The 18,264-nt window shown below is 67.1% G+C and carries 15 protein-coding genes; 8 read left to right on the top strand and 7 right to left on the bottom strand.

What is annotated here, in order from left to right:
* Positions 1–131: 131 nt before the first annotated feature.
* Positions 132–371, top strand: a complete 240-nt coding sequence (locus tag ACSFA7_RS13555; RefSeq protein ID WP_206174642.1) for a hypothetical protein — start codon at positions 132–134, stop codon at positions 369–371.
* Between the two features lie 39 nt (positions 372–410).
* Positions 411–2,828 (top strand): penicillin acylase family protein, encoded by a 2,418-nt coding sequence (locus ACSFA7_RS13560; RefSeq protein WP_435499838.1) that lies wholly within the window; start codon positions 411–413, stop codon positions 2,826–2,828.
* Between the two features lie 32 nt (positions 2,829–2,860).
* Here the strand turns inward: ACSFA7_RS13560 and ACSFA7_RS13565 are convergent, their stop codons facing one another.
* Positions 2,861–3,565, bottom strand: a complete 705-nt coding sequence (locus tag ACSFA7_RS13565) for a glutathione S-transferase N-terminal domain-containing protein (RefSeq protein ID WP_435499839.1) — start codon at positions 3,563–3,565, stop codon at positions 2,861–2,863.
* A 66-nt stretch (positions 3,566–3,631) separates the two neighbouring features.
* Positions 3,632–4,468 (bottom strand): phosphate/phosphite/phosphonate ABC transporter substrate-binding protein, encoded by an 837-nt coding sequence (locus ACSFA7_RS13570; protein ID WP_435499840.1) that lies wholly within the window; start codon positions 4,466–4,468, stop codon positions 3,632–3,634.
* Between the two features lie 254 nt (positions 4,469–4,722).
* On the opposite strand from ACSFA7_RS13570, the gene ACSFA7_RS13575 reads away from it, so the two are divergent.
* The 4 genes from ACSFA7_RS13575 to ACSFA7_RS13590 all read left to right on the top strand — a co-directional run bounded on the left by ACSFA7_RS13575 (position 4,723) and on the right by ACSFA7_RS13590 (position 10,273).
* Positions 4,723–6,042 (top strand): MFS transporter, encoded by a 1,320-nt coding sequence (locus tag ACSFA7_RS13575; RefSeq protein ID WP_435499841.1) that lies wholly within the window; start codon positions 4,723–4,725, stop codon positions 6,040–6,042.
* Between the two features lie 63 nt (positions 6,043–6,105).
* The gene (locus ACSFA7_RS13580) at positions 6,106–7,551 is read left to right on the top strand and encodes an FAD-binding oxidoreductase (RefSeq protein ID WP_435499842.1); all 1,446 of its coding nucleotides are present in this window, start codon (positions 6,106–6,108) and stop codon (positions 7,549–7,551) included.
* A gap of 3 nt (positions 7,552–7,554) precedes the next feature.
* Complete coding sequence (locus ACSFA7_RS13585) at positions 7,555–9,180, top strand: tannase/feruloyl esterase family alpha/beta hydrolase (RefSeq protein ID WP_435499843.1); 1,626 nt, start codon at positions 7,555–7,557, stop codon at positions 9,178–9,180.
* 79 nt (positions 9,181–9,259) lie between these two features.
* Entirely contained in the window at positions 9,260–10,273 is a 1,014-nt protein-coding gene (locus ACSFA7_RS13590) for a LysR substrate-binding domain-containing protein (protein WP_435499844.1), read from the top strand.
* Here ACSFA7_RS13590 and ACSFA7_RS13595 read toward each other — a convergent pair.
* A complete protein-coding gene (locus ACSFA7_RS13595) occupies positions 10,258–11,865 on the bottom strand; it encodes a class I adenylate-forming enzyme family protein (protein WP_435499845.1) in 1,608 nt (535 codons plus the stop codon). The two genes, ACSFA7_RS13590 and ACSFA7_RS13595, sit on opposite strands and share 16 nt — an antisense overlap.
* A 144-nt stretch (positions 11,866–12,009) precedes the next feature.
* A complete protein-coding gene (locus ACSFA7_RS13600; RefSeq protein WP_435499846.1) occupies positions 12,010–12,849 on the bottom strand; it encodes a hypothetical protein in 840 nt (279 codons plus the stop codon).
* Positions 12,850–13,049: 200 nt separating this feature from the next.
* Here ACSFA7_RS13600 and ACSFA7_RS13605 point away from each other — a divergent pair, with 200 nt between their 5' ends.
* Positions 13,050–13,706, top strand: a complete 657-nt coding sequence (locus tag ACSFA7_RS13605) for a DUF1345 domain-containing protein (RefSeq protein WP_435499847.1) — start codon at positions 13,050–13,052, stop codon at positions 13,704–13,706.
* A 9-nt stretch (positions 13,707–13,715) separates the two neighbouring features.
* Here ACSFA7_RS13605 and ACSFA7_RS13610 read toward each other — a convergent pair whose 3' ends face one another.
* Genes ACSFA7_RS13610 through ACSFA7_RS13620 form a run of 3 tightly spaced genes read right to left on the bottom strand, consistent with a single transcriptional unit; the run spans position 13,716 to position 16,764 of the window.
* On the bottom strand, positions 13,716–14,648 hold the full coding sequence (locus ACSFA7_RS13610) for a DMT family transporter (RefSeq protein ID WP_435499848.1): 933 nt from the start codon (positions 14,646–14,648) through the stop codon (positions 13,716–13,718).
* A gap of 13 nt (positions 14,649–14,661) precedes the next feature.
* On the bottom strand, positions 14,662–15,159 hold the full coding sequence (locus ACSFA7_RS13615; protein ID WP_206174628.1) for a methylated-DNA--[protein]-cysteine S-methyltransferase: 498 nt from the start codon (positions 15,157–15,159) through the stop codon (positions 14,662–14,664).
* A 6-nt stretch (positions 15,160–15,165) separates the two neighbouring features.
* A complete protein-coding gene (locus ACSFA7_RS13620; RefSeq protein ID WP_435499849.1) occupies positions 15,166–16,764 on the bottom strand; it encodes a DNA-3-methyladenine glycosylase 2 family protein in 1,599 nt (532 codons plus the stop codon).
* Between the two features lie 110 nt (positions 16,765–16,874).
* Here ACSFA7_RS13620 and ACSFA7_RS13625 point away from each other — a divergent pair, with 110 nt between their 5' ends.
* Complete coding sequence (locus ACSFA7_RS13625) at positions 16,875–18,257, top strand: phosphomannomutase/phosphoglucomutase (protein WP_435499850.1); 1,383 nt, start codon at positions 16,875–16,877, stop codon at positions 18,255–18,257.
* The last annotated feature ends 7 nt before the right edge of the window (positions 18,258–18,264 follow it).

Genomic DNA, 18,264 nt, shown 5'->3' on the forward strand with positions numbered 1-18,264 from the left:
GCCTTGTTCGAATCGTCTGTCACGTGAGCGCCAGCTTCTTCGGAACTCGCCGAAATGAACATATGCGAGGGTGCTGCGTCAATACGAAAGACGAAGCCAACCCCGGCACAGATTCATCAGCGCAGTCGACGATGGCCACCAGAACTTCTGTTTCCGCAGCGACTGCCGTCGACACGGCCTGGGCGCTTTTTTGTCAGTTTCACGACCTGCCCTCGCACGTTCACGCAGAGCAGCTTGTCCACTGGCTGGGCGAAGACCCGCGACACATGCGCGCGTTCGACGAAGCGCTCACGCTGTGGGCGCTCGCGGGCGCCGGCCTGGTCAAGCCCGCGCTGGAAGAAGCGCGGCGCCGCGGCTCCGATCTGCAATAGCCGGTTGCGCAGCAACAGCGCACACCCCTCAAGGAATGCATGAAAGCACCGCCCAGACCTGGTGTCCGTGCGTGGAGTCGTGGCATCGCAGCCATCGCTCTCGCCGGCACATTCATCGGTATCGCCCCGGCATGGGCCCGGCGTGAAGCCCCGACCGCGACGGCATCGATCGAGATACGTCGCACCGGCGATGGCATCCCCCACATTCGCGCCACCACCTGGCGCGGCCTGGGCATCGGCTATGGCCAGGCGCAGGCCGAGGACGCACTGTGCACGCTGGCCGACGCCTTCGTCACCTACAGCGGGCAGCGCTCCCTGTATTTCGGCGCGGACAAGAAACCCGCCACGCGCTCGACCTTCGGCACCCCCGTCAACCTCGATCTCGATTTCTTCTTCAAGGCCTTCGCCGGCCCCGATGCGATCGAGGCCCTCAAGCGCGAACAGCCGGCCGATCTCAACGAACTCATCGCCGGCTACGCGGAGGGCTACAACCGCCATGTGCGATCGCTCCAGAAGAGCGGCGGCAAGGGCGTGCGGCACGCTTGCGACGATGCACCGTGGGTGCGGACCATCGAGCCGGACGATGTCTACCGGCGCATGATCGCTGCCGCGTTGGCGGGCGGGTACACCCATTTCGTCTCCGAGATCGTGAATGCGAAGCCCGCCGCGGCCGCTTCGCCCACGCCGGCGGACAAGCTCTCGCTGTCGTCCCGGCTAGAGATTCCCGTGGGCGATGCGCGCGGCATCGGCAGCAATGTGCTGGCCTTCGGACAGGAGGCAACCGGCGAGCGCGGCGGCAGTGTCCTGTTCGGCAACCCGCACTGGTACTGGGGCGGGCCGGACCGCTTCTACCAGGCGCACCTGACGCTGCCGGGAAAGATGGACGTGGCGGGCGTGTCCTTCCTCGGCATTCCGGTGATCATGATCGGCTTCAACAACGACGTCGCCTGGAGCCACACGGTGTCGGCGGCACGGCGCTTCGGACTGTTCGACCTGGTGCTGGACCCGGCGGACCCGACCCGCTACATGGTCGACGGCGTGTCCGAGCGCATGCAGGCCCGGCCGCTGACGGTGGAAGTGCGCAGGGCCGACGGAACCTTCGAGGAGGTCCAACGCACGCTCTACCGCACGCGCTTCGGGCCGGTGGTCGATCTGGGGGCGCGCAACCCGGCGCTCGGCTGGAACGACCGCAAGGCGATCGCCATGCGCGATGTCAATGCGAGCAACGCGCGCATCTTCCCGAACTTCTTCCGCTGGGGCCAGGCGCGTTCGCTCGACGAATTCATCCAGATCCAGAAGCAGGAGGCCGCGATGCCGTGGGTCAATACCGCCGCCATCGGGCGGGGCGATGGCCGCGTCTGGTACGCCGACATCGGTGCAGTGCCCGCAGTGCCGGACGATTTGCGCGCAGCCTGTGCAACGCCGCTGTCGAAGGCCTTCGCCGCAATCGACGCCAGCGCGCCCGTGCTCGATGGCAGCCGATCGGCTTGCGAATGGAAAGCCGGTCAGGCTTCGGCGCAACCCCGTCGCATGCCCGCCGACCGCATGCCAAGCCTGCTGCGCGAGGACTACGTGGCCAACATGAACGACAGCTACTGGCTCACGAACCCGGCGCAGCCGCTGACGGGTTTTGCATCGATCCTCGGTGGCGAGGGGCAGGCGTTGAGCATGCGCGGAAGAGAAGGGCACCGCATCGCGCGTGAGCTCTCGAATGCGGGCTCGACCTCGGCCCGGCAACTGGCCGAGCGGGTGATGCAGAAGACCCAGGAGGCGCGTTCCTATACCGCGGATCAGTTCAAGCAACCCTTGCTCGATGCAGCGTGTGCAGCATCGCCCGGTCAGGGCGCGTCGACACCCGACGTACAGCAGGCCTGCCAGATCCTTCGCAAATGGTCGAACCGCGCGGGTGCCGAGGATCGCGGGCCACTGCTGTGGGATGCCTTCTGGACCCGGCTGCAGCAGATTCCGGCCGGGGAGCTCTACGCGAAGGCGTTCTCGGCACAGGCGCCGCTACGCACGCCGGGCGCCATCAATGCCGCAGACCCGCGCGTGGCGCGCGCGCTCGTCGGCGCGGTCGACGACATGCGGCAGAAAGGCCGGGCGCTGGACGCGCCGCTGGGTACGCTGCACTTCGCCCGCAGCGAAGGCCTCCGGATTCCGCTTTTCGGGGGCTGCGATGCCGAGGGCTACTTCAGCGTGTCGTGTGCCAACGAGGGCGACTACACCATGGGCGATCGCTCCCACGGCAATACCTACCTGCAGGTCGTGTACTTCGACCGGCGTGGCGTGCTTGCCCGCACGCTGCTCGCACACGGCGAGAAGGAAACTGCGGTAGCCAACGGGCCGGGTGCCGCACCGGTGGCCCGCTACGCGAAGAAGGACTGGCTGCGCTTCCCGTTCCGCGAGGAAGACATCGCACGCGATCCGGCGCTGGTGCGCCAGACGCTGCGGCCCTGAGTCCTGAATGCCGAGGAAGGGCCGCCGGGCGGTCAGCCCCGCTTGGGGATGTTCAGGCCCTTCACGACCGCAGGCCGCGCCACGAACGCCTCGAGCACACGCGCCACGTTCTTGAAGTCGCTGAAGCCCACCAGCTCGCCCGCCTCGTAGAACCCGATCAGGTTGCGGATCCAAGGGAACGAGGCGATGTCTGCAATCGTGTACTCGTCGCCCATGATCCATGCGCGGTCCGCGAGGTGCTTGTCGAGCACGCCGAGCAGGCGCTTGGATTCGGCCACGTAGCGGTCGCGCGGACGCTTGTCTTCGTACTCTTTGCCCGCGAACTTGTTGAAGAAACCCAGCTGCCCGAACATCGGCCCGATGCCGCCCATCTGGAACATCACCCACTGGATGGTTTGGTAGCGGCCGGCGGCATCCTTCGGCATGAACTTGCCGGTCTTCTCGGCCAGGTAGATCAAGATCGCGCCCGACTCGAACAGCGCGAGCGGCTTGCCGCCGGGGCCGTCGGGATCGAGGATCGCCGGGATCTTGTTGTTCGGATTGAGCGTCAGGAACTCCGGCGACATCTGGTCCTGCGTCTCGAAGCTCACCAGGTGCGGCTCGTAGGCAAGGCCGGTTTCCTCCAGCATGATCGACACCTTCACGCCGTTGGGCGTGGGCAGCGAATACAGCTGCAGGCGTTCAGGGTGCTGGGCGGGCCATTTCTTCGTGATGGGAAAGCTCGAGAGGTCGGTCATGTGTGTTCCTGAAAAAGCGCAAGCGGGGGATTCTGCCCCCGCTTGTCGTTTTTCAGATGCCGGGCTTCAGATGCCCAGCCAGCGCATCAGGTCCGCTTCCGAGTCGTTCGTGGGCGCAACGAATCCTGTGTAGTTCGATGCAGCAAGCGCGCGCTTGCCGGCATCGCTCTGGCTGAGGCCAAGCAGCGTCTCGCGCACGGTGGCCGCGGTGGCGGCGTCGGTCTTGGTGGAAACGAGCCATTGCTTGATCGGCACGCCGCGCGATTCCGCGCAGACCTTGCCGCCGCCGTCGGTCCATGTCTTGATCACGCCGGCCGACGCGGTCGCGCCATACGCGGCAAAGCCGTTGGTCACATAGAAGGGCACGGCCTCCTGGAAGCGCGTGTTGGTCACCTTGACCGCGGACTCCGCAACGCCGTGCTCGCGCAGCATCGCGCGCGTGATCACCGAAGTGATCGAGTCCACTTCGGGCAGCACCAGGTTCTTGCCCGCGACCGTCTTCCAGTCGGAGATGGGCTGAGCCTGCTTGCACAGGAACGAGACCTTGTAGTCGGTGTAGCCCGCGGTGAAGGCCAGCGCCTTGTAGTTGCCCGACTTCACCGCTTCGAGCGCGACGTGCGCCGGGTGGATGAACACCAGGTCCACCTCTTTCTTCTTCAGCGCCTCGCGTGCCAGGTTGTACGAGATCAGCACCTTGATCGTCACCGGCTGCTTGAGCGCCTTGCTGAGGGCCTCGGCAATCGGCTCGAAGCGCGGCGCGATCTGCGCCTCGGTGACCTGGTAGCTCACGCCTTCGGTAACGCCGATCACGAGCGCGTGGGCCGAAGCGCCGGCCGTGAGCAGCATCGCCGCGAGCCCGCGTGCGGCCATGCGAAGCGACGAGGGGAGGGGGCGGAGTTCCATCGGGAGCTTTCTTTCAGAATGGTCCAAGATTGTTACAACATGTTGAATTCGATCATAGACAGCCGAAACGTTTGCACCCTCACGGGTTAGTACCAAGGTCCGCATTTCTGATGCGCACAGGCAACGCCCGCAGCCATCTCGTTCGGAGATACGCAGGTCTTCAATCCATATGAATCTTGCGTGTTAACCCGCTGCGGCGCGGCCGTGCGGCGCCGCGACCATCGTCTCCACAACGAAAGCGAGACACCACACCCATGAGCACACCCGCAATCACACAGCCCTACGAGGGCCGTTTCGACAGCACCTCCGACGCGGTCTACCGCAAGGTCAGCTGGCGCCTGATCCCGCTGCTGTTCCTCTGCTACATCGTGGCCTACCTGGACCGCGTGAACGTCGGCTTCGCCAAGCTGCAGATGCAGGGCGACCTGCAGTTCAGCGAAGCGGTGTATGGCCTGGGCGCCGGCATCTTCTTCGTCGGCTACTTTCTCTTCGAGGTGCCGAGCAACGTGGTGCTGCACCGCGTGGGCGCGCGCCGCTGGATCGCGCGGATCATGGTCACCTGGGGCCTGCTGTCGGCTGCGACCATGTTCGTGAGTTCGCCGATGTCGTTCTACGTGATCCGCTTCCTGCTCGGCGCGGCCGAGGCGGGCTTCTTCCCCGGGATCATCCTGTACCTCACCTACTGGTACCCGGCTGCGCGGCGGGGCAAGGCGACCTCGCTCTTTCTTGCGGCGATTCCGTTCGCGGGCATCCTGGGCGGGCCGATCTCGGGGTGGATATTGCAGGGCATGAGCGGCGTCCATGGCTGGGCCGGATGGCAGTGGCTCTTCCTGCTGCAAGGCCTGCCGACAGTGGCGCTCGGCGCGGTCGTGTGGCGCTACCTGGACGACCGCGTGAAAGACGCGCAATGGCTCACGCCAGCAGAGCGTGAGCTCATCGCGCGCAAGATCGCGGCCGAAGACGCCGGCAAGTCCGAAGCGAAGATCCTCACCGTGCTCGCCAATCCGCGCGTCTGGCTGCTGGCGCTGGTGTACTTCTCGTTCGTCTCGGGGCTCTATGGCATCTCGTTCTGGCTGCCGAGCATCATCAAGGCGATCGGTGTGAAGGGCGCGCTGGACATCGGCCTCGTCAGCGCGATCCCCTGGGCCTTCGGCGTCGTCGCGATGTACCTGGTGGCGCGCAGCGCGGACCGACGCCTGGAGTACCGCTGGCACAGCGCCATCGCGGCCGTTGTCGGCGCCGTCGGGCTGGTGCTGAGCGTGGCTTTCCACGGCAACGCGGTGTATGCGATGGCCGGGCTCACGCTCGCCACCATGGGCATCATGGCCACGCTGCCGATCTTCTGGGGCATGCCGACCGCATTCCTCGGCGGAGCCGCGGCAGCAGCGGGCATTGCCTTCATCAATTCGTTCGGCAACCTCTCGGGCTTCAGCGCGCCTTTCATGATCGGTTTGATCAAGGACGCGACCAAGAGCACCGACGCGGGCCTGCACATGCTGGCCGCGCTGCTCGTCATCGGCGCGGTGCTGGTGCTCTTCGTCAAGCCGGAAGCCGTTTCTTTGAAGAAGCGCTGAGGCGTTCCCCGCACCGCGGCATTCGCCCGCGGTGCTTTCCCAGAGTTCAGGAAAGAAGACCCCATGGATGCGGTTGTGAGTCCCCCTGCGCGCGCGAAACGCCGCGCGCCCTCGAGCGAACTGCTCGCGTTGCTGCAGCGCCGCTTCGCCGAGCGCTGCTCGACCAGCCAGGCCGTGCTGCTGCAGCACGGCACCGACGAATCGGCCTACGCGCCGCAACCGCCCGACGCGGTCGTCTTCGTGCAGAGCACTGACGAGGTGGCCTTCGTGGTGCGAGCCTGCGCCCGGGAGCGCGTGCCGGTCATCGGCTTCGGCGTGGGCTCGTCGGTCGAAGGGCACCTACTCGCGGTGGAGGGCGGCGTGTGCGTCGACTTCTCGCAGATGAACAAGGTGCTGGCCATCCGCTCCGGCGACCTCACGGCCACGGTCGAAGCGGGCGTGACGCGCGGGCAACTCAATGCGGCGCTGCTGGAGACCGGCTTCTTCTTCTCGGTCGATCCGGGTGCGAATGCATCCATCGGCGGCATGGTCGCGACGGCCGCCTCGGGCACGAACACCGTGCGCTACGGCACCATGCGCGACAACCTCGTGAACCTCACGGTGGTCACCGCCAACGGCGACGTGGTGCGCACCGCATCGCAGGCGCGCAAGAGCTCGGCGGGCTACAACCTCACGCAGCTCTACTGCGGCTCCGAAGGCACGCTGGGCCTCATCACCGAAGTGACCGTGCGGCTGCATCCGCACCCTGAGGCCTATGCGGCGGCGGTGGTGCACTTTCCGACGGTGGCCGCGGCGGTCGATTGCGTGATCGAGTCGATCCAGATGGGCGTGCCGCTCGCGCGCGCCGAGATGCTGGATGCACTGACCATCCGCGCGGTCAACGCGCACAGCCGCACCGCGCTCGCCGAGCACCCCACGCTGTTCCTCGAATTCGGCGCGAGCAAGGCGCAGATCGACGAGCAGTCGGACATCGTCCGCGAGATCGCGGCCAGCCACGGCGGCGGTGAGTTCCAGTGGGCCAATCTGCAGGAGGAACGTTCGCGCCTCTGGACGCCTCGCCATCACGCGTACTTCGCCTGCCTGCAACTCAAGGCCGGCAGTCGCAGCCTGACCACCGATGCCTGCGTGCCGCTGTCGGCGCTCGCGCAGTGCGTGGAAGGAACGCAGGCGGACATCGCCGAGCACGGCCTGCTCGCGCCCGTGTTCGGCCACGTGGGCGACGGCAATTTCCACTGCCTCGTGCTGGTCGATCCGCAGAGCGCTGAAGAGAACGAAGCGGCCGAAGCCTTCAGCCACCGACTGGTGCAGCGCGCGTTGCGCCACGGCGGCACATCGACTGGCGAGCACGGCGTGGGCCTTCACAAGATGCAGTACCTCGTCGAGGAACACGGCGTGCACACCGTCGGGCTGATGCGTGCGATCAAGCAGGCGCTGGACCCGCACGACATCTTCAACCCCGGAAAGATCATCGGCCCGGCCGAGGCTGTCCACACCCACCAGGAGACATGAGAAATGAACACCAGGCACACGCTCGTCTCGATCGCGGTTGTCATGTTTGCGGCCGGTTGCGGCGGAGGCGGGGCCAACGGGGGCTTCTCGCCGCTGCTGCTTCCGGCCGCTTCTCCAGCGCCTCCACCCGCAGCGCCGCCGCCGCCGGCCATGTCGCTCGCCGAGAAGTGCCCCACGCTCAAGGGGCAGGCGCTGGCGGGAGGCGCCGTCGCCATCGATGACGCGAAGCTCGTCGCCGCATCGGCGCCGCAGCCCGAGTACTGCGTGGTGACCGCGAGCTTCAAGGGCTCCACGTTGCGCTTCGAGGCGCGCCTGCCGACCTCGGGCTGGAACGGCAAGCTTGCCTTCATCGGCGGCGGCGGTTTCGACGGCCAGATGCCCACGGCGACCGCGGCGCAGTTCAGCGAATCGATCTTCACCGAGCGCTATGCAACCGTTGGCACCAACGGCGGCTACGACTATCCCGGCGCGACCGATCTCAACTACTTCAAGGGCGAGTTCGCGCTCGACGGCGCCAAGCTGCTGGACTTCACGCAGCAGTCCGAGCACCGCGCGTTGCCGCCGGGCAAGGAGGTGATCGCGCAGTTCTTCGGCACCGCGCCCACGCGCAGCTATTTCGAAGGCTGCTCGATGGGCGGGCACGACGCGATGATGCAGGCCCAGCGCTTTCCCGAAGACTTCGACGGCATCGTGGCGCGCGCGCCGGCCGGCAACATCATGGGGTTGTTCATGCAGTTCAATCGCATCGCCAGGCAGGTGCGCGTGCCCGCCAACACGCTGAATCCGGCCAAGCAGACGCTGCTGGCCGACGCGGTGCTCGCGCAGTGCGATGGGCTCGACGGCGTGGCGGACGGCATCATCTCCAGGCCCGCAGCGTGCACCTTCGACGCAACGACCCTGCGCTGCGCGGGCGGCGCGGACACCGGTGACAGTTGCTTGTCGGACGCGCAGATCGCCACCGTGAAGACCATCACCTCGCCGGTTGCGACGTCGGATGGCGCGTGGTCGCACACGGGCTACAACTTCGGCGCGGAGAACTCGCCCAAAGGCTGGGGCGAGTACATCTGGCCGCAGGCGGCGTTCGGGGGCGCGTCGGTGCAGGGGCTCTTCTCCGATGGCTTCGTGCGTTCGTTCATCACGCGCGATGCGGCCTTCGACACCTCGACCTGGAACCCGGACCGGTGGCTCTCGCGCATGGGCATCGTCGGCGGCATGTTCAGTGCGGCCGACCCGGACCTGAATCGGCTCCATGCGCGCGGCGCGAAGCTGATCATGTGGAACGGCACCAGCGACACCTCGGTGAGCGCACGCGACAACGCGCGCTACTACGAGCAGGTCGTCGGCACCCTCGGCGCGCAGAAGGCCGACGAGACGGTCGAGCTGTTCCTCGCGCCCGGCGTGGGCCATTGCTACGGCGGCGCGGGGCCCGACAAGGTCGACCTGCTGAAGGCGATGTCCACCTGGGTGGAGCAGGGCGTGCCGGCCTCGGCGCAAAAGCTGGTGCACCGCAAGATCGATGGGGCAGGAGCCACCACGATGGCGCGTCCGATGTGCAAGTACCCCGCGTATCCGCGCTACAAGGGCGCGGGCGACGTGAACGATGCAGCGAGCTTCGATTGCGCGAATTGAAGGGGCGCGCGGAAAAACCGTCACCCTAGAATGACCGGCCGCCCCTGCACCCCCGCAGCGTGCGGCCGGAGACACGCCGATGGAGTTGCGCCAGTTCAAGTATTTCGTCGCCATCGTCGATTGCGGCAGCCTCTCGCGCGCGGCCCAGCAGCTCTTCGTGGCGCAGTCGGCGCTCAGCAAGCAGATGGCCGAGCTCGAAGGCGAGCTGGGCACCCAGCTGCTGCTGCGCAGCCGCAACGGCGTGGCGGTGACCGAGGCGGGCAAGGTGTTCTACGAATACGCGCAGGGCATCACCAAGCAGGTCGGCGATGCGAAGGCCGCGGTGCACGTGGCGGCGGATTCGGTGGTCGGCTCGGTGGTGGCCGCGCTGCCGCAGAGCGTGTCGCCGATGATCGCGCTGCCGCTGATGCGCGCGGCCGCCAGGCGCTACCCCGACGTGGTGTTCCATCTCAACGAAGAGCTCACCGGCAACATGGCCGACCAGTTGCTGCGCGGGCGCGTGGACGTGGCGATCTTCTCGCCCACCATGCCCGCGGAAGACATCGCTTTCACGCCGTTGGTGGAAGAGGATTTCGTCTTTCTCGAATCGCCGCAGGACCCGCGCGCATTGCCGCCGGGCGACGTGAGCATCGCGCAGGCCACGGCGCGTCCGTTGGTGTGGCCGGCCAATGCGCACGGCCATTGCACGCGGTGGCTGGTGGATGCGGTGCTCGAGGCGGCGGGTCAGCCGGCCGCGCGCGTGGCGGCGGAGATCAATTCGGTCTACACGCTGAAGGCAGCGGTGGAAGCGGGGCTCGGCGCGACCATCATGCCGCTCGGCCTGGCGCAGCGAGAGGTGCGCGAGGACCGGCTGCGGGCACACCGCATCGACTCGCCCGCGATGTTCCGCACGCTCGGGCTGTGCGTGTCGGTACACCTGCCGACGACCAATGCGAAGCGTGCGATCTGCAACCTGATTGGCGACGTGATCCGCGACCTCTGCACCAGCGGCCAATGGGAAGGCACGCGGCTCGCAGAGCCCGCCGGCAAGGCGAGAAAGGAAGTGCGCGCCTCTACACCGCGACCGCCTTCACCGCTTCAACCGCGCCGATAGTGATCGTGGTGCGCCTGGCGCAGTTCGAACTTCTGGATCTTTCCGGTCGAGGTCATCGGCAGCGCGGGCAGGAAGACGATTTCCTTGGGAACTTCGAAGCCACCGAGGTGTTCCCTGCAATGCGTGGCGAGGTCCGCGGCCGTGAGTTCCGCCGGCGCGTCGGGCCGCCGCGTGACGAAGGCGGTGATGGCCTCGCCCCAGTGGTCGTGCGGCAATCCGACCACCGCCGCATTGAGCACGGCGGGATGCCGCAACAGCACCTCCTCAACCTTGAGCGACGGCACGTTCTCGCCGCCCGACTTCACCATGTCCTTCAGCCGGTCGAGGAAGATCAACTGGCCGTCGTCATCCAGCTTGCCGAGGTCGCCTGAGTGGTGCCAGCCGAAGCGCTGCGCATTCGCGGTGGCCTCCGGGTCCCTGTAGTAGCCAAGCATGACGTTGGGGCCGCGAAAGACGATCTCGCCGACCTGGTTCGGCGCCAGCAGTTCCCCTTCGTCGCCCATTACCGCGACCTCGTTCACCAGCGTGCCCACGCCCCAGTAGGAACCGAAGCGCCGGCGCTGTTCCTGCACCTCGAAGATGGTGGCGCCGGGGTACATCTCGGTCTGGCCCGAGACCAATGCGAAGTTCGGGCAGAGTTCGTCAAGCAGGCGCAGCAGCAGCGTGCGCGACATCGGCGCCATCGCATACACGCACAGGCGCAGGCTCGACAGGTCCAGCGCCGCACGCTGCGGATGCGCGAGCAGCGCGCCGTACATCATCGGCAGGCCGACCATCACGGTGATGCGATGACGCTCGATGGCGGTGAGCACCGCGCCGGGATCGAAGCCGCGCAGGACAACGAGCGCGCCGCCCACCGCAAGCGCCGACATCAGCACCGTGTGCTGGCCGCAATGAAAGAGCGGCAGCACGCTGCTCCACACGTCGCAGCGCTCCGGGCTGCTGCCCCATTCGACCATGTTGCTCAGGAGCACCGAGTGCACGGAGGCGTGCGAATGCATCACGCCCTTCTGCTGGCCGGTGGTGCCGCTGGTGTACATGATGAGTGCGAGCTGTGCGCTATCGATGTCCACCTCGGGCAGCGTGACCGGGCCCTGCGAGATCGCCTGCGGCACGGTGGCGATGCCCTCGGGCGGCGTGTCGCCGTCGAGCACGCAGAGCATGGGCGCGATGCCCGCTTCCTGCAGCAGTTCGCGCAGCGCGGGCTTCGCGTGGAGCGCGGTGTCGATCACCACATGGCGTATCTCCGCGTGCCCGAGGATGTAGCCGATCGCATCGACAGCGAGCGCGGTGTTGATCGGCACCCACACCAGTCCGGCCTTCTGGATGCCGAGCATTGCGACCACCATCTGGATCGAGTTGTTGCACAGCATCCCCACGCGCTCGCCGCTCGCGAGGCCCAAGTCCAGCAGGTGGTGCGCGAAGCGGTTCGATGCCGCATCGAGCTCGCGGTAGGACATGCGGTGCTCGCCCTCGATCAGCGCGGTGCGCGCGCCGAAGCGGCGCGCGGAGCGGTGGATCACGTCGCCCAGCGCAATGCGGGCAATGCGCTGGGGCGACTGTGGCGTGGACTCTGGGCGGACTGCAGGCATGGCTTCGTGTCTCCGGTCTTCGTTCGTGGGTTCGTTCGATGGCGCAGCGCAGCCTAAGACTGGCTCCGGCATCGCGTCTTGCGAAGAGTGGCTACGCAAAGAAAAGCCCGCCGAAGCGGGCTGCCTGCAGGCGCGGTGTGCGCGTCAGAAGCGCGCCTTGACGAAGGCCGAGGGGCCTTGCAACCGCACCTTGAGCCGCGTGTCGGCGGAAGAGCCGTCGCGGGTCAGGTCGATGTTGGTCACGCCATAGGAGAGCACCACGCCCACGTTCTTCACCGGGAACCACTCGACGCCCGCTGATGCGTTGTAGATGTTGCCGTGGAAGCGGCCGCTGCTCTTCCAGACGCCCGAGGCATCGGCGAACAGGCGCAGGTCGGGTGTGATGGCATGGCGCACGCCGAGTTCGAGCAGCGGCGCGACCGCGTTGTCGCTCGAGCTTTCGTTCACCGTGCCGACCTGGCCGTTCACCGCGGCGAGCGCGGTCGTGCCGAGCGTCGCACGGTAGTACGCCGCACCGGCGCCGAGACCGAACACGGTGTTGCCCGAGCCGATCCACCACTTGTAAGAGAGCTTGGCGAAGTCGAGCTTGGTGCTGAGGTTCGCGTTGCCGATGGTGCTCAGCGTGCCGAAGGGGCCGAGCGAGGTGCTGTTGTTGAACTGGCCGCCGTAGTCGCGCTTGTACTGGTAGTAGTCGAAGGAGATGCCCTGGCTGTCGCCGATCAGCAGGTCGGCGGTGATGCGGGGCATGGTCACGCGGCCGGGCTTGATGTCACCCGTCTGCAGCATCCCGTAGGGCGTGGCCACCGAGGCGTTGAGCTTCGGATCGGCACTGAAGCCGCCCACCGAGAAACTGAACCGGTCCAGCGCCGGAGAAGGATCGGCCATCGCGGGTGCGGTGGCGAAGAGAAAACCCGAACCCACGAGCGCGCCGAGGGCGCCGAATCTGAACGTCCAGCCGAACGGATGGGAGCGAAGCGACAGCATGAGAATCCTTGAGAAGAAAAAAATGAAGGCCTCGGGCACATCGCATGGCGCAACGGTCTTCGACTGCGCGTGATGCCTCGCGGCCAGACTCCCTTGAACCAGCCGTACCTTAGTGATGCGGCGCAGCACATCGAATGCGTCGAATGCGGGTCTTCTTGTAGGAATTTCTTGATGGCGCGAGGGCGGCGCTACAGTGCCGCATGCGCAAACACCTCTCCACGACCACGGGACCGCAACGTCTTCTCTATGGCACGGTGGTCGGTGTCGCCGTGGCGCTGGCACCCTGGCCGTTCGGCGGCATGGCGCGCGGGCTGGCGGGCTGGTGCGCAGGAGTGCTGGTGTACCAGCTGCTGACCTGGTGGCTGATCGAGACCTTCGACGCGCGGCGCACGCGCGAGCGGGCGCAGTCGCTGGATCAGCCCAACGTGATGATCCTGGTGTCGATGCTGGTGGTGGTGGCCGTGAGCGTGGTCGCCATCGCGATGCTGCTGCAGCAGGTCAAGCAACTGACGGGCTGGGAGCGTGCGGGGCACGTCGTGCTCGGCGTGGTGGCGCTGGTCGGCTCGTGGCTGATGATGCACACGATCTACGCCTTTCACTACGCGCACCGCTACTACATCGACCAGAAGGGCGGTACGCCCGATGGCGGGCTCGACTTTCCGGGCAAGGACGACGCCCCGGACTACTTCGACTTTCTCTACTACTCGTACGTGATCGGCATGACCTCGCAGGTGTCCGATGTGCAGGCCACCTCGCGCGAGATGCGGCGCATCACGCTGGTCCACAGCGTGCTGGCCTTTGCTTTCAACATGCTGGTGCTGGCCTTGTCGGTCAACGTTGTCGCTGGCGCAATCTGAGCGTCAGCGTCAGTCTGTCTTGGGTTTTGGGCCGAGGCGGACGATGCCCGTGGAGAGCGCCACGCCGCACACGATCACCACCGCGGAAATCAGCATCCACTGCGTGATGTTTTCGCCGAGAAAGACCGCGCCGTAGAAGAGCGCAAACACCGGCACCAGGAAGGTCACGGTCAGCGCGCGTGCGGGGCCGGCGCGTTCGATCAGCCGGAAGAACAGGATGTAAGCAACGCCCGTGCAGGCGATGCCCAGTGCCAGCAGCGCGAGCCATGCGCGCAGGCTGGGCATCTGCGCGGGCCAGAGCCAGATGGCCGGCAGCGCGAGGAAGAGCGTGGCGCCGAGTTGGCTGCCCGTCGCGGTGGCCAGTGGGGGCACGCCGCCCAGGTAGCGGCGCGTGGCGCTGGCAGAGATGCCGTAGCACAGGCACGCGCCGAGACAGGCGATCACCGCCCAGAGCGCGGCGTTGCTGCTGGCGCCTTCGTGCAGGCCCGCGCTGCGGCTTGCGAGCATCGCGACGCCGGCAAAGCCGATGACCAGCCCGGCGATGCGCGAACCGTTCGGCCGCTCGCGAAACCACGCCCAGGCCACCAGCGCGCCGAACATCGGCACGGTGGCGTTGATCACGGCGGCGAGGCCGGAATTGATGGTCAGCAGCGCAAAGCAGAAGAGCGCGAACGGCATCCCCGAATTGAAGACGCCGACGCCGAAGGTGGCCTTCCAGTGCGTTGCAATGGCCGGCCCCTGCCCGCGCAGCAGCGCGATCGGCAGCAGGAAGAGCGCGGCGATGGCCACCCGCACCGCCGCCGTCGGCAGCGCGCCGAATTCGGCCGCGCCGATGCGCATGAAAAGAAAAGACGCCCCCCACAAGGCCCCGAGCAATACGAGGTCGATGAGCCAGGGCTTGGCGGTGCTGGTGGCGATGTTGTTCTGTGTTGTTGTGCTCATGCGTCTCTCGGTTTTATCTCGCGCCTTCCAGTTCGAGAAGGGCGGTCTTGCGATGAAGCCCGCCAGCGTAACCGGTCAACGAGCCATCGGAGCCGAGCACGCGATGGCAGGGCACGATCACGCTGATCGGGTTGCGCCCCACAGCCGCGCCCACCGCGCGCACTGCGGCCGGGTTGCCCACATGCGCGCTGAGCGCGCCGTAGGTCATCGTCTTGCCCGCGGGAATTGCGAGCAGCGCCTGCCATACGCTCTGCTGGAACGCGGTGCCGTGCGACAGGTCGAGCGGCATGTCGAAATCGTTGCGCTTGCCCGCGAAGTAGTCGCGCAACTGCGTGCCGGCTTCGATGAGCGCGGGATGGTCGTCTTTCGCGATCCAGCCCGTGGTGTCGGGCCAGTGGCGCTGCTGGTCGAACCAGACGCCGGCCAGGCCTTGGTCGGTGGCCGCCATCGTGATGCCGCCCAGCGGCGTGTCGATGTGCGAGGTGTAGATGGTCTTGCTCTTGAACTTCATGACATTTCAGGCTGCGACGCCTGCCGTTGTGATGTTGGAGGAATCTGCTGCCGTTTCCGCAGCAGCCGCGGAAGGAGAAGAGGGCGCGTGCCAGGCCCGCAGCACCGCATAGCCGCGCCAGGGTCGCCACGCCTGCGATGCCTCGCTGGCCGCGCGTGCGGTGGTCACACCCAGTGCCTTCTGCAGCGCGACGTCGCCGGCAGGGAACGCATCTGGCCATCGCAGCGCGCGCATCGCGATGTATTGCGCGGTCCAGGCGCCGATGCCGGGGAGCTCCTGCAGTGCGGCGATGGTCGAGGGCACGTCGGCGCCCGCATGCAGCGCCAGCTTGCCGGCCGCCACTTCGCGCGCGATGGCCTGCAACGCGGCCTGCCGCTGTCGCACGATGCCCAGCTGCCCGAGCGCATCGCCGCTGGCTGCGGCAATGGCCGCCGGTGTGGGAAACAACCGGTCCAGGCCATCGATGGGCGTGACGATGGGTTCGCCGAACGCCTCGACCAGCCGAGAGCCCAGTGTGCGCGCCGCGGCCACCGTGATCTGCTGGCCCAGCACCGCGCGCACGGCGAGCTCGAAGCCGTCGACCGTGCCGGGCACGCGGAGGCCGTCGCCGTGCGGAAAGGCTGCATGCAGCGCCGCATTGATCGCCATCGGTTCGGCATCGAGATCGAGCATGGCGCGGGCCCGGCTGATCACGATCGGCAGCACCGCGGCGAGCGAATCGCTGACCGACAGCAGCATCTGCTCGCGTTCGATGTCGAAGCGCAACTGCAGCCATCCGGCGTGGGCCTGCCCGCCCTGCTGCACGCGCAATGTGCGGGCAAGACGTACATAGGTCGGCGTGCTGCCCTTGGCGGGCGCCTTGCCGTCGGCCGTCGTTGCCACCTCGACGCCGCGCAAGGCACGGCGCGCGAAGAAGCCGAGCATCGCGTTCACGTCGTAGGGCGGGCGAAAGCCCAGGCGCACTTCGATCCCCTTGCCTTCGCCGCCCTGGGCGCCACCCGCGCGCCGCAGTGCACTCGGATTGAGGCCATAGTGCTCGACGAAGGCGGCATTGAAGCGGCGCACGCTCGCAAAGCCGCTGGCCAGCGCCACCTGCGTCATCGGCAGGCGCGTGTCGGCGATCAGTTGCTTGGCGGCCAGGAGGCGGCGCGTCTGCAGATATTGAAGGGGAGAGACGCCGAACTGCGCCTCGAAGATGCGCCGCAGGTGCCGGTCGCTCACGCCCAGGCGCGCCGCGATCTGCGCTGCGCCGGGGCCGTTGTCGTCGCCGTGGGTCCATGCATCGGGCTCGTCGATCAGCCGTGCGGCCTGCAGCGCGAGGATGCGCGAGGAATCCTCGGTCGACCAGCTGGCCGCGCGCGGCGCCAGTTCGGGCCGGCAGCGCAGGCACGGGCGGAAGCCCTCGGCCTCGGCCTGCGCCGCATGCACGAAGAACCGGCAGTTCTCGCGCCGCGGCAGCTTGACGCGGCACACCGGCCGGCAATAGATGCCGGTGGAGGTCACGGCGGTGAAGAACGACCCGTCGAAGCGCGCATCGTGCGTCTTCATCGCCAGGTAGCAGGCGTCGCTCTCGAGCGCTTCAGAGGGGGCGTGGGAGGTAGGCATGGGCAAATGATACGGTTTCATCCGGTTTCGACTGGCCGTTTTCGGACATGTGGGCAGGCGGGGCGTTGCCTACAATGCCCCGTTCCAAAACCCACAGGGAAACGCCTTTCATGCAGCTCAGCGCGTCGATCTTCAAGGCCTATGACATCCGCGGCGTCGTGCCCGTCACCCTCGATACCGAGGTGGCAGAAGCGCTTGGTCGCGCGTTCGGCAGTGCCGCCCGCGCCGCTGGCGAAAAGGCGGTGGCCGTGGGTCGCGATGGGCGCCTGTCGGGCCCTGCATTGGCCGAGGCGCTGATCAAGGGCCTGGTGACCACGGGTGTCGAGGTGATCGACGTGGGCGCGGTGACCACGCCGATGCTCTACTTCGCGGCCCACACGCTGTGCAAGAGCGGCATCCAGGTCACCGGCAGCCACAACCCCAAGGACTACAACGGCTTCAAGATGGTGCTGGCCGGCCGCGCGATCTACGGCGACGAGATCCAGGGCCTGCGCAAGACCATGGAAGACGGCACCGCCAAGCTCGCCCCCGGCGGCAGCGTGCGCAAGGTCGACGTGACCGATGCCTACGTCAAGCGCATCGCGGGCGACATCAAGCTCGCCCGCCCCGTGAAGATCGTGGTCGATTCGGGCAACGGCATTGCGGGCGCCACGGCCCCCGCCATCTTTCGCGCCATCGGCTGCGAGGTGGTCGAGCTCTTCAGCGAGGTCGATGGCGACTTCCCCAACCACCACCCCGACCCCAGCAAGCTGGAGAACCTCAAGGACCTGATGGCCGAACTGGCCAAGGGCCAGGCCGAGCTGGGCCTGGCCTTCGACGGCGACGGCGACCGGCTGGGCATCGTCACCAAGGACGGCCAGAACATCTTCCCCGACCGCCAGATGCAGCTGTTCGCGCAGGACGTGCTCTCGCGCGTGCCGGGCGGCACCATCGTCTACGACGTGAAGTGCTCGCAGCGCCTCGCGCCCGCCATCGAGGCGGCGGGCGGCAAGCCGCTGATCTACAAGACCGGCCACTCGCTCATCAAGGCGAAGATGAAGGAAATCGATTCGCCCCTGGGCGGCGAGATGAGCGGCCACATCTTCTTCAAGGAGCGCTGGTTCGGCTTCGACGACGGTACGTATGCCGGCTGCCGCCTGCTCGAAATCTTGAGCAAGAGCCCGGACGCGAGCGACGTGCTCAATGCGCTGCCCACCAGCTTCTCGACGCCCGAACTCAACGTGGCCTGCGCCGAGGGCGAGCCGCACGCGGTGGTCGACACGCTGGTCAAGAGCGCCAGCTTCGCCGCACCCGCCAAGGTCTCGACCATCGACGGCCTGCGTGTGGACTGGCCCGATGGTTTCGGGCTCATCCGCGCTTCCAACACCACCCCCGTGCTCGTGCTGCGCTTCGAAGGCCAGACCGATGCGGCGCTGCATCGCATCGAAGCCGAGATGCTCGCGCTGCTGCGGACCGTCAAACCCGACGCCAAGCTGGCCGAAGCTTCCCACTGACATCACC

The organism is Variovorax trehalosi (assembly GCF_051216415.1).
GTDB lineage: Bacteria > Pseudomonadota > Gammaproteobacteria > Burkholderiales > Burkholderiaceae_C > Variovorax.

Excerpts from the sequence above, each read along its gene's own strand:
- ACSFA7_RS13590 (WP_435499844.1), top strand. The coding sequence starts at position 9,260 with ATGGAGTTGCGCCAGTTCAAGTATTTCGTCGCCATCGTCGATTGCGGC.
- ACSFA7_RS13555 (WP_206174642.1), top strand. The coding sequence starts at position 132 with ATGGCCACCAGAACTTCTGTTTCCGCAGCGACTGCCGTCGACACGGCC.
- ACSFA7_RS13565 (WP_435499839.1), bottom strand. The coding sequence starts at position 3,565 with ATGACCGACCTCTCGAGCTTTCCCATCACGAAGAAATGGCCCGCCCAG.
- ACSFA7_RS13610 (WP_435499848.1), bottom strand. The coding sequence starts at position 14,648 with ATGAGCACAACAACACAGAACAACATCGCCACCAGCACCGCCAAGCCC.
- ACSFA7_RS13600 (WP_435499846.1), bottom strand. The coding sequence starts at position 12,849 with ATGCTGTCGCTTCGCTCCCATCCGTTCGGCTGGACGTTCAGATTCGGC.
- ACSFA7_RS13605 (WP_435499847.1), top strand. The coding sequence starts at position 13,050 with ATGCGCAAACACCTCTCCACGACCACGGGACCGCAACGTCTTCTCTAT.
- ACSFA7_RS13595 (WP_435499845.1), bottom strand. The coding sequence starts at position 11,865 with ATGCCTGCAGTCCGCCCAGAGTCCACGCCACAGTCGCCCCAGCGCATT.
- ACSFA7_RS13585 (WP_435499843.1), top strand. The coding sequence starts at position 7,555 with ATGAACACCAGGCACACGCTCGTCTCGATCGCGGTTGTCATGTTTGCG.
- ACSFA7_RS13615 (WP_206174628.1), bottom strand. The coding sequence starts at position 15,159 with ATGAAGTTCAAGAGCAAGACCATCTACACCTCGCACATCGACACGCCG.
- ACSFA7_RS13575 (WP_435499841.1), top strand. The coding sequence starts at position 4,723 with ATGAGCACACCCGCAATCACACAGCCCTACGAGGGCCGTTTCGACAGC.
- ACSFA7_RS13560 (WP_435499838.1), top strand. The coding sequence starts at position 411 with ATGAAAGCACCGCCCAGACCTGGTGTCCGTGCGTGGAGTCGTGGCATC.
- ACSFA7_RS13625 (WP_435499850.1), top strand. The coding sequence starts at position 16,875 with ATGCAGCTCAGCGCGTCGATCTTCAAGGCCTATGACATCCGCGGCGTC.
- ACSFA7_RS13580 (WP_435499842.1), top strand. The coding sequence starts at position 6,106 with ATGGATGCGGTTGTGAGTCCCCCTGCGCGCGCGAAACGCCGCGCGCCC.
- ACSFA7_RS13620 (WP_435499849.1), bottom strand. The coding sequence starts at position 16,764 with ATGCCTACCTCCCACGCCCCCTCTGAAGCGCTCGAGAGCGACGCCTGC.
- ACSFA7_RS13570 (WP_435499840.1), bottom strand. The coding sequence starts at position 4,468 with ATGGAACTCCGCCCCCTCCCCTCGTCGCTTCGCATGGCCGCACGCGGG.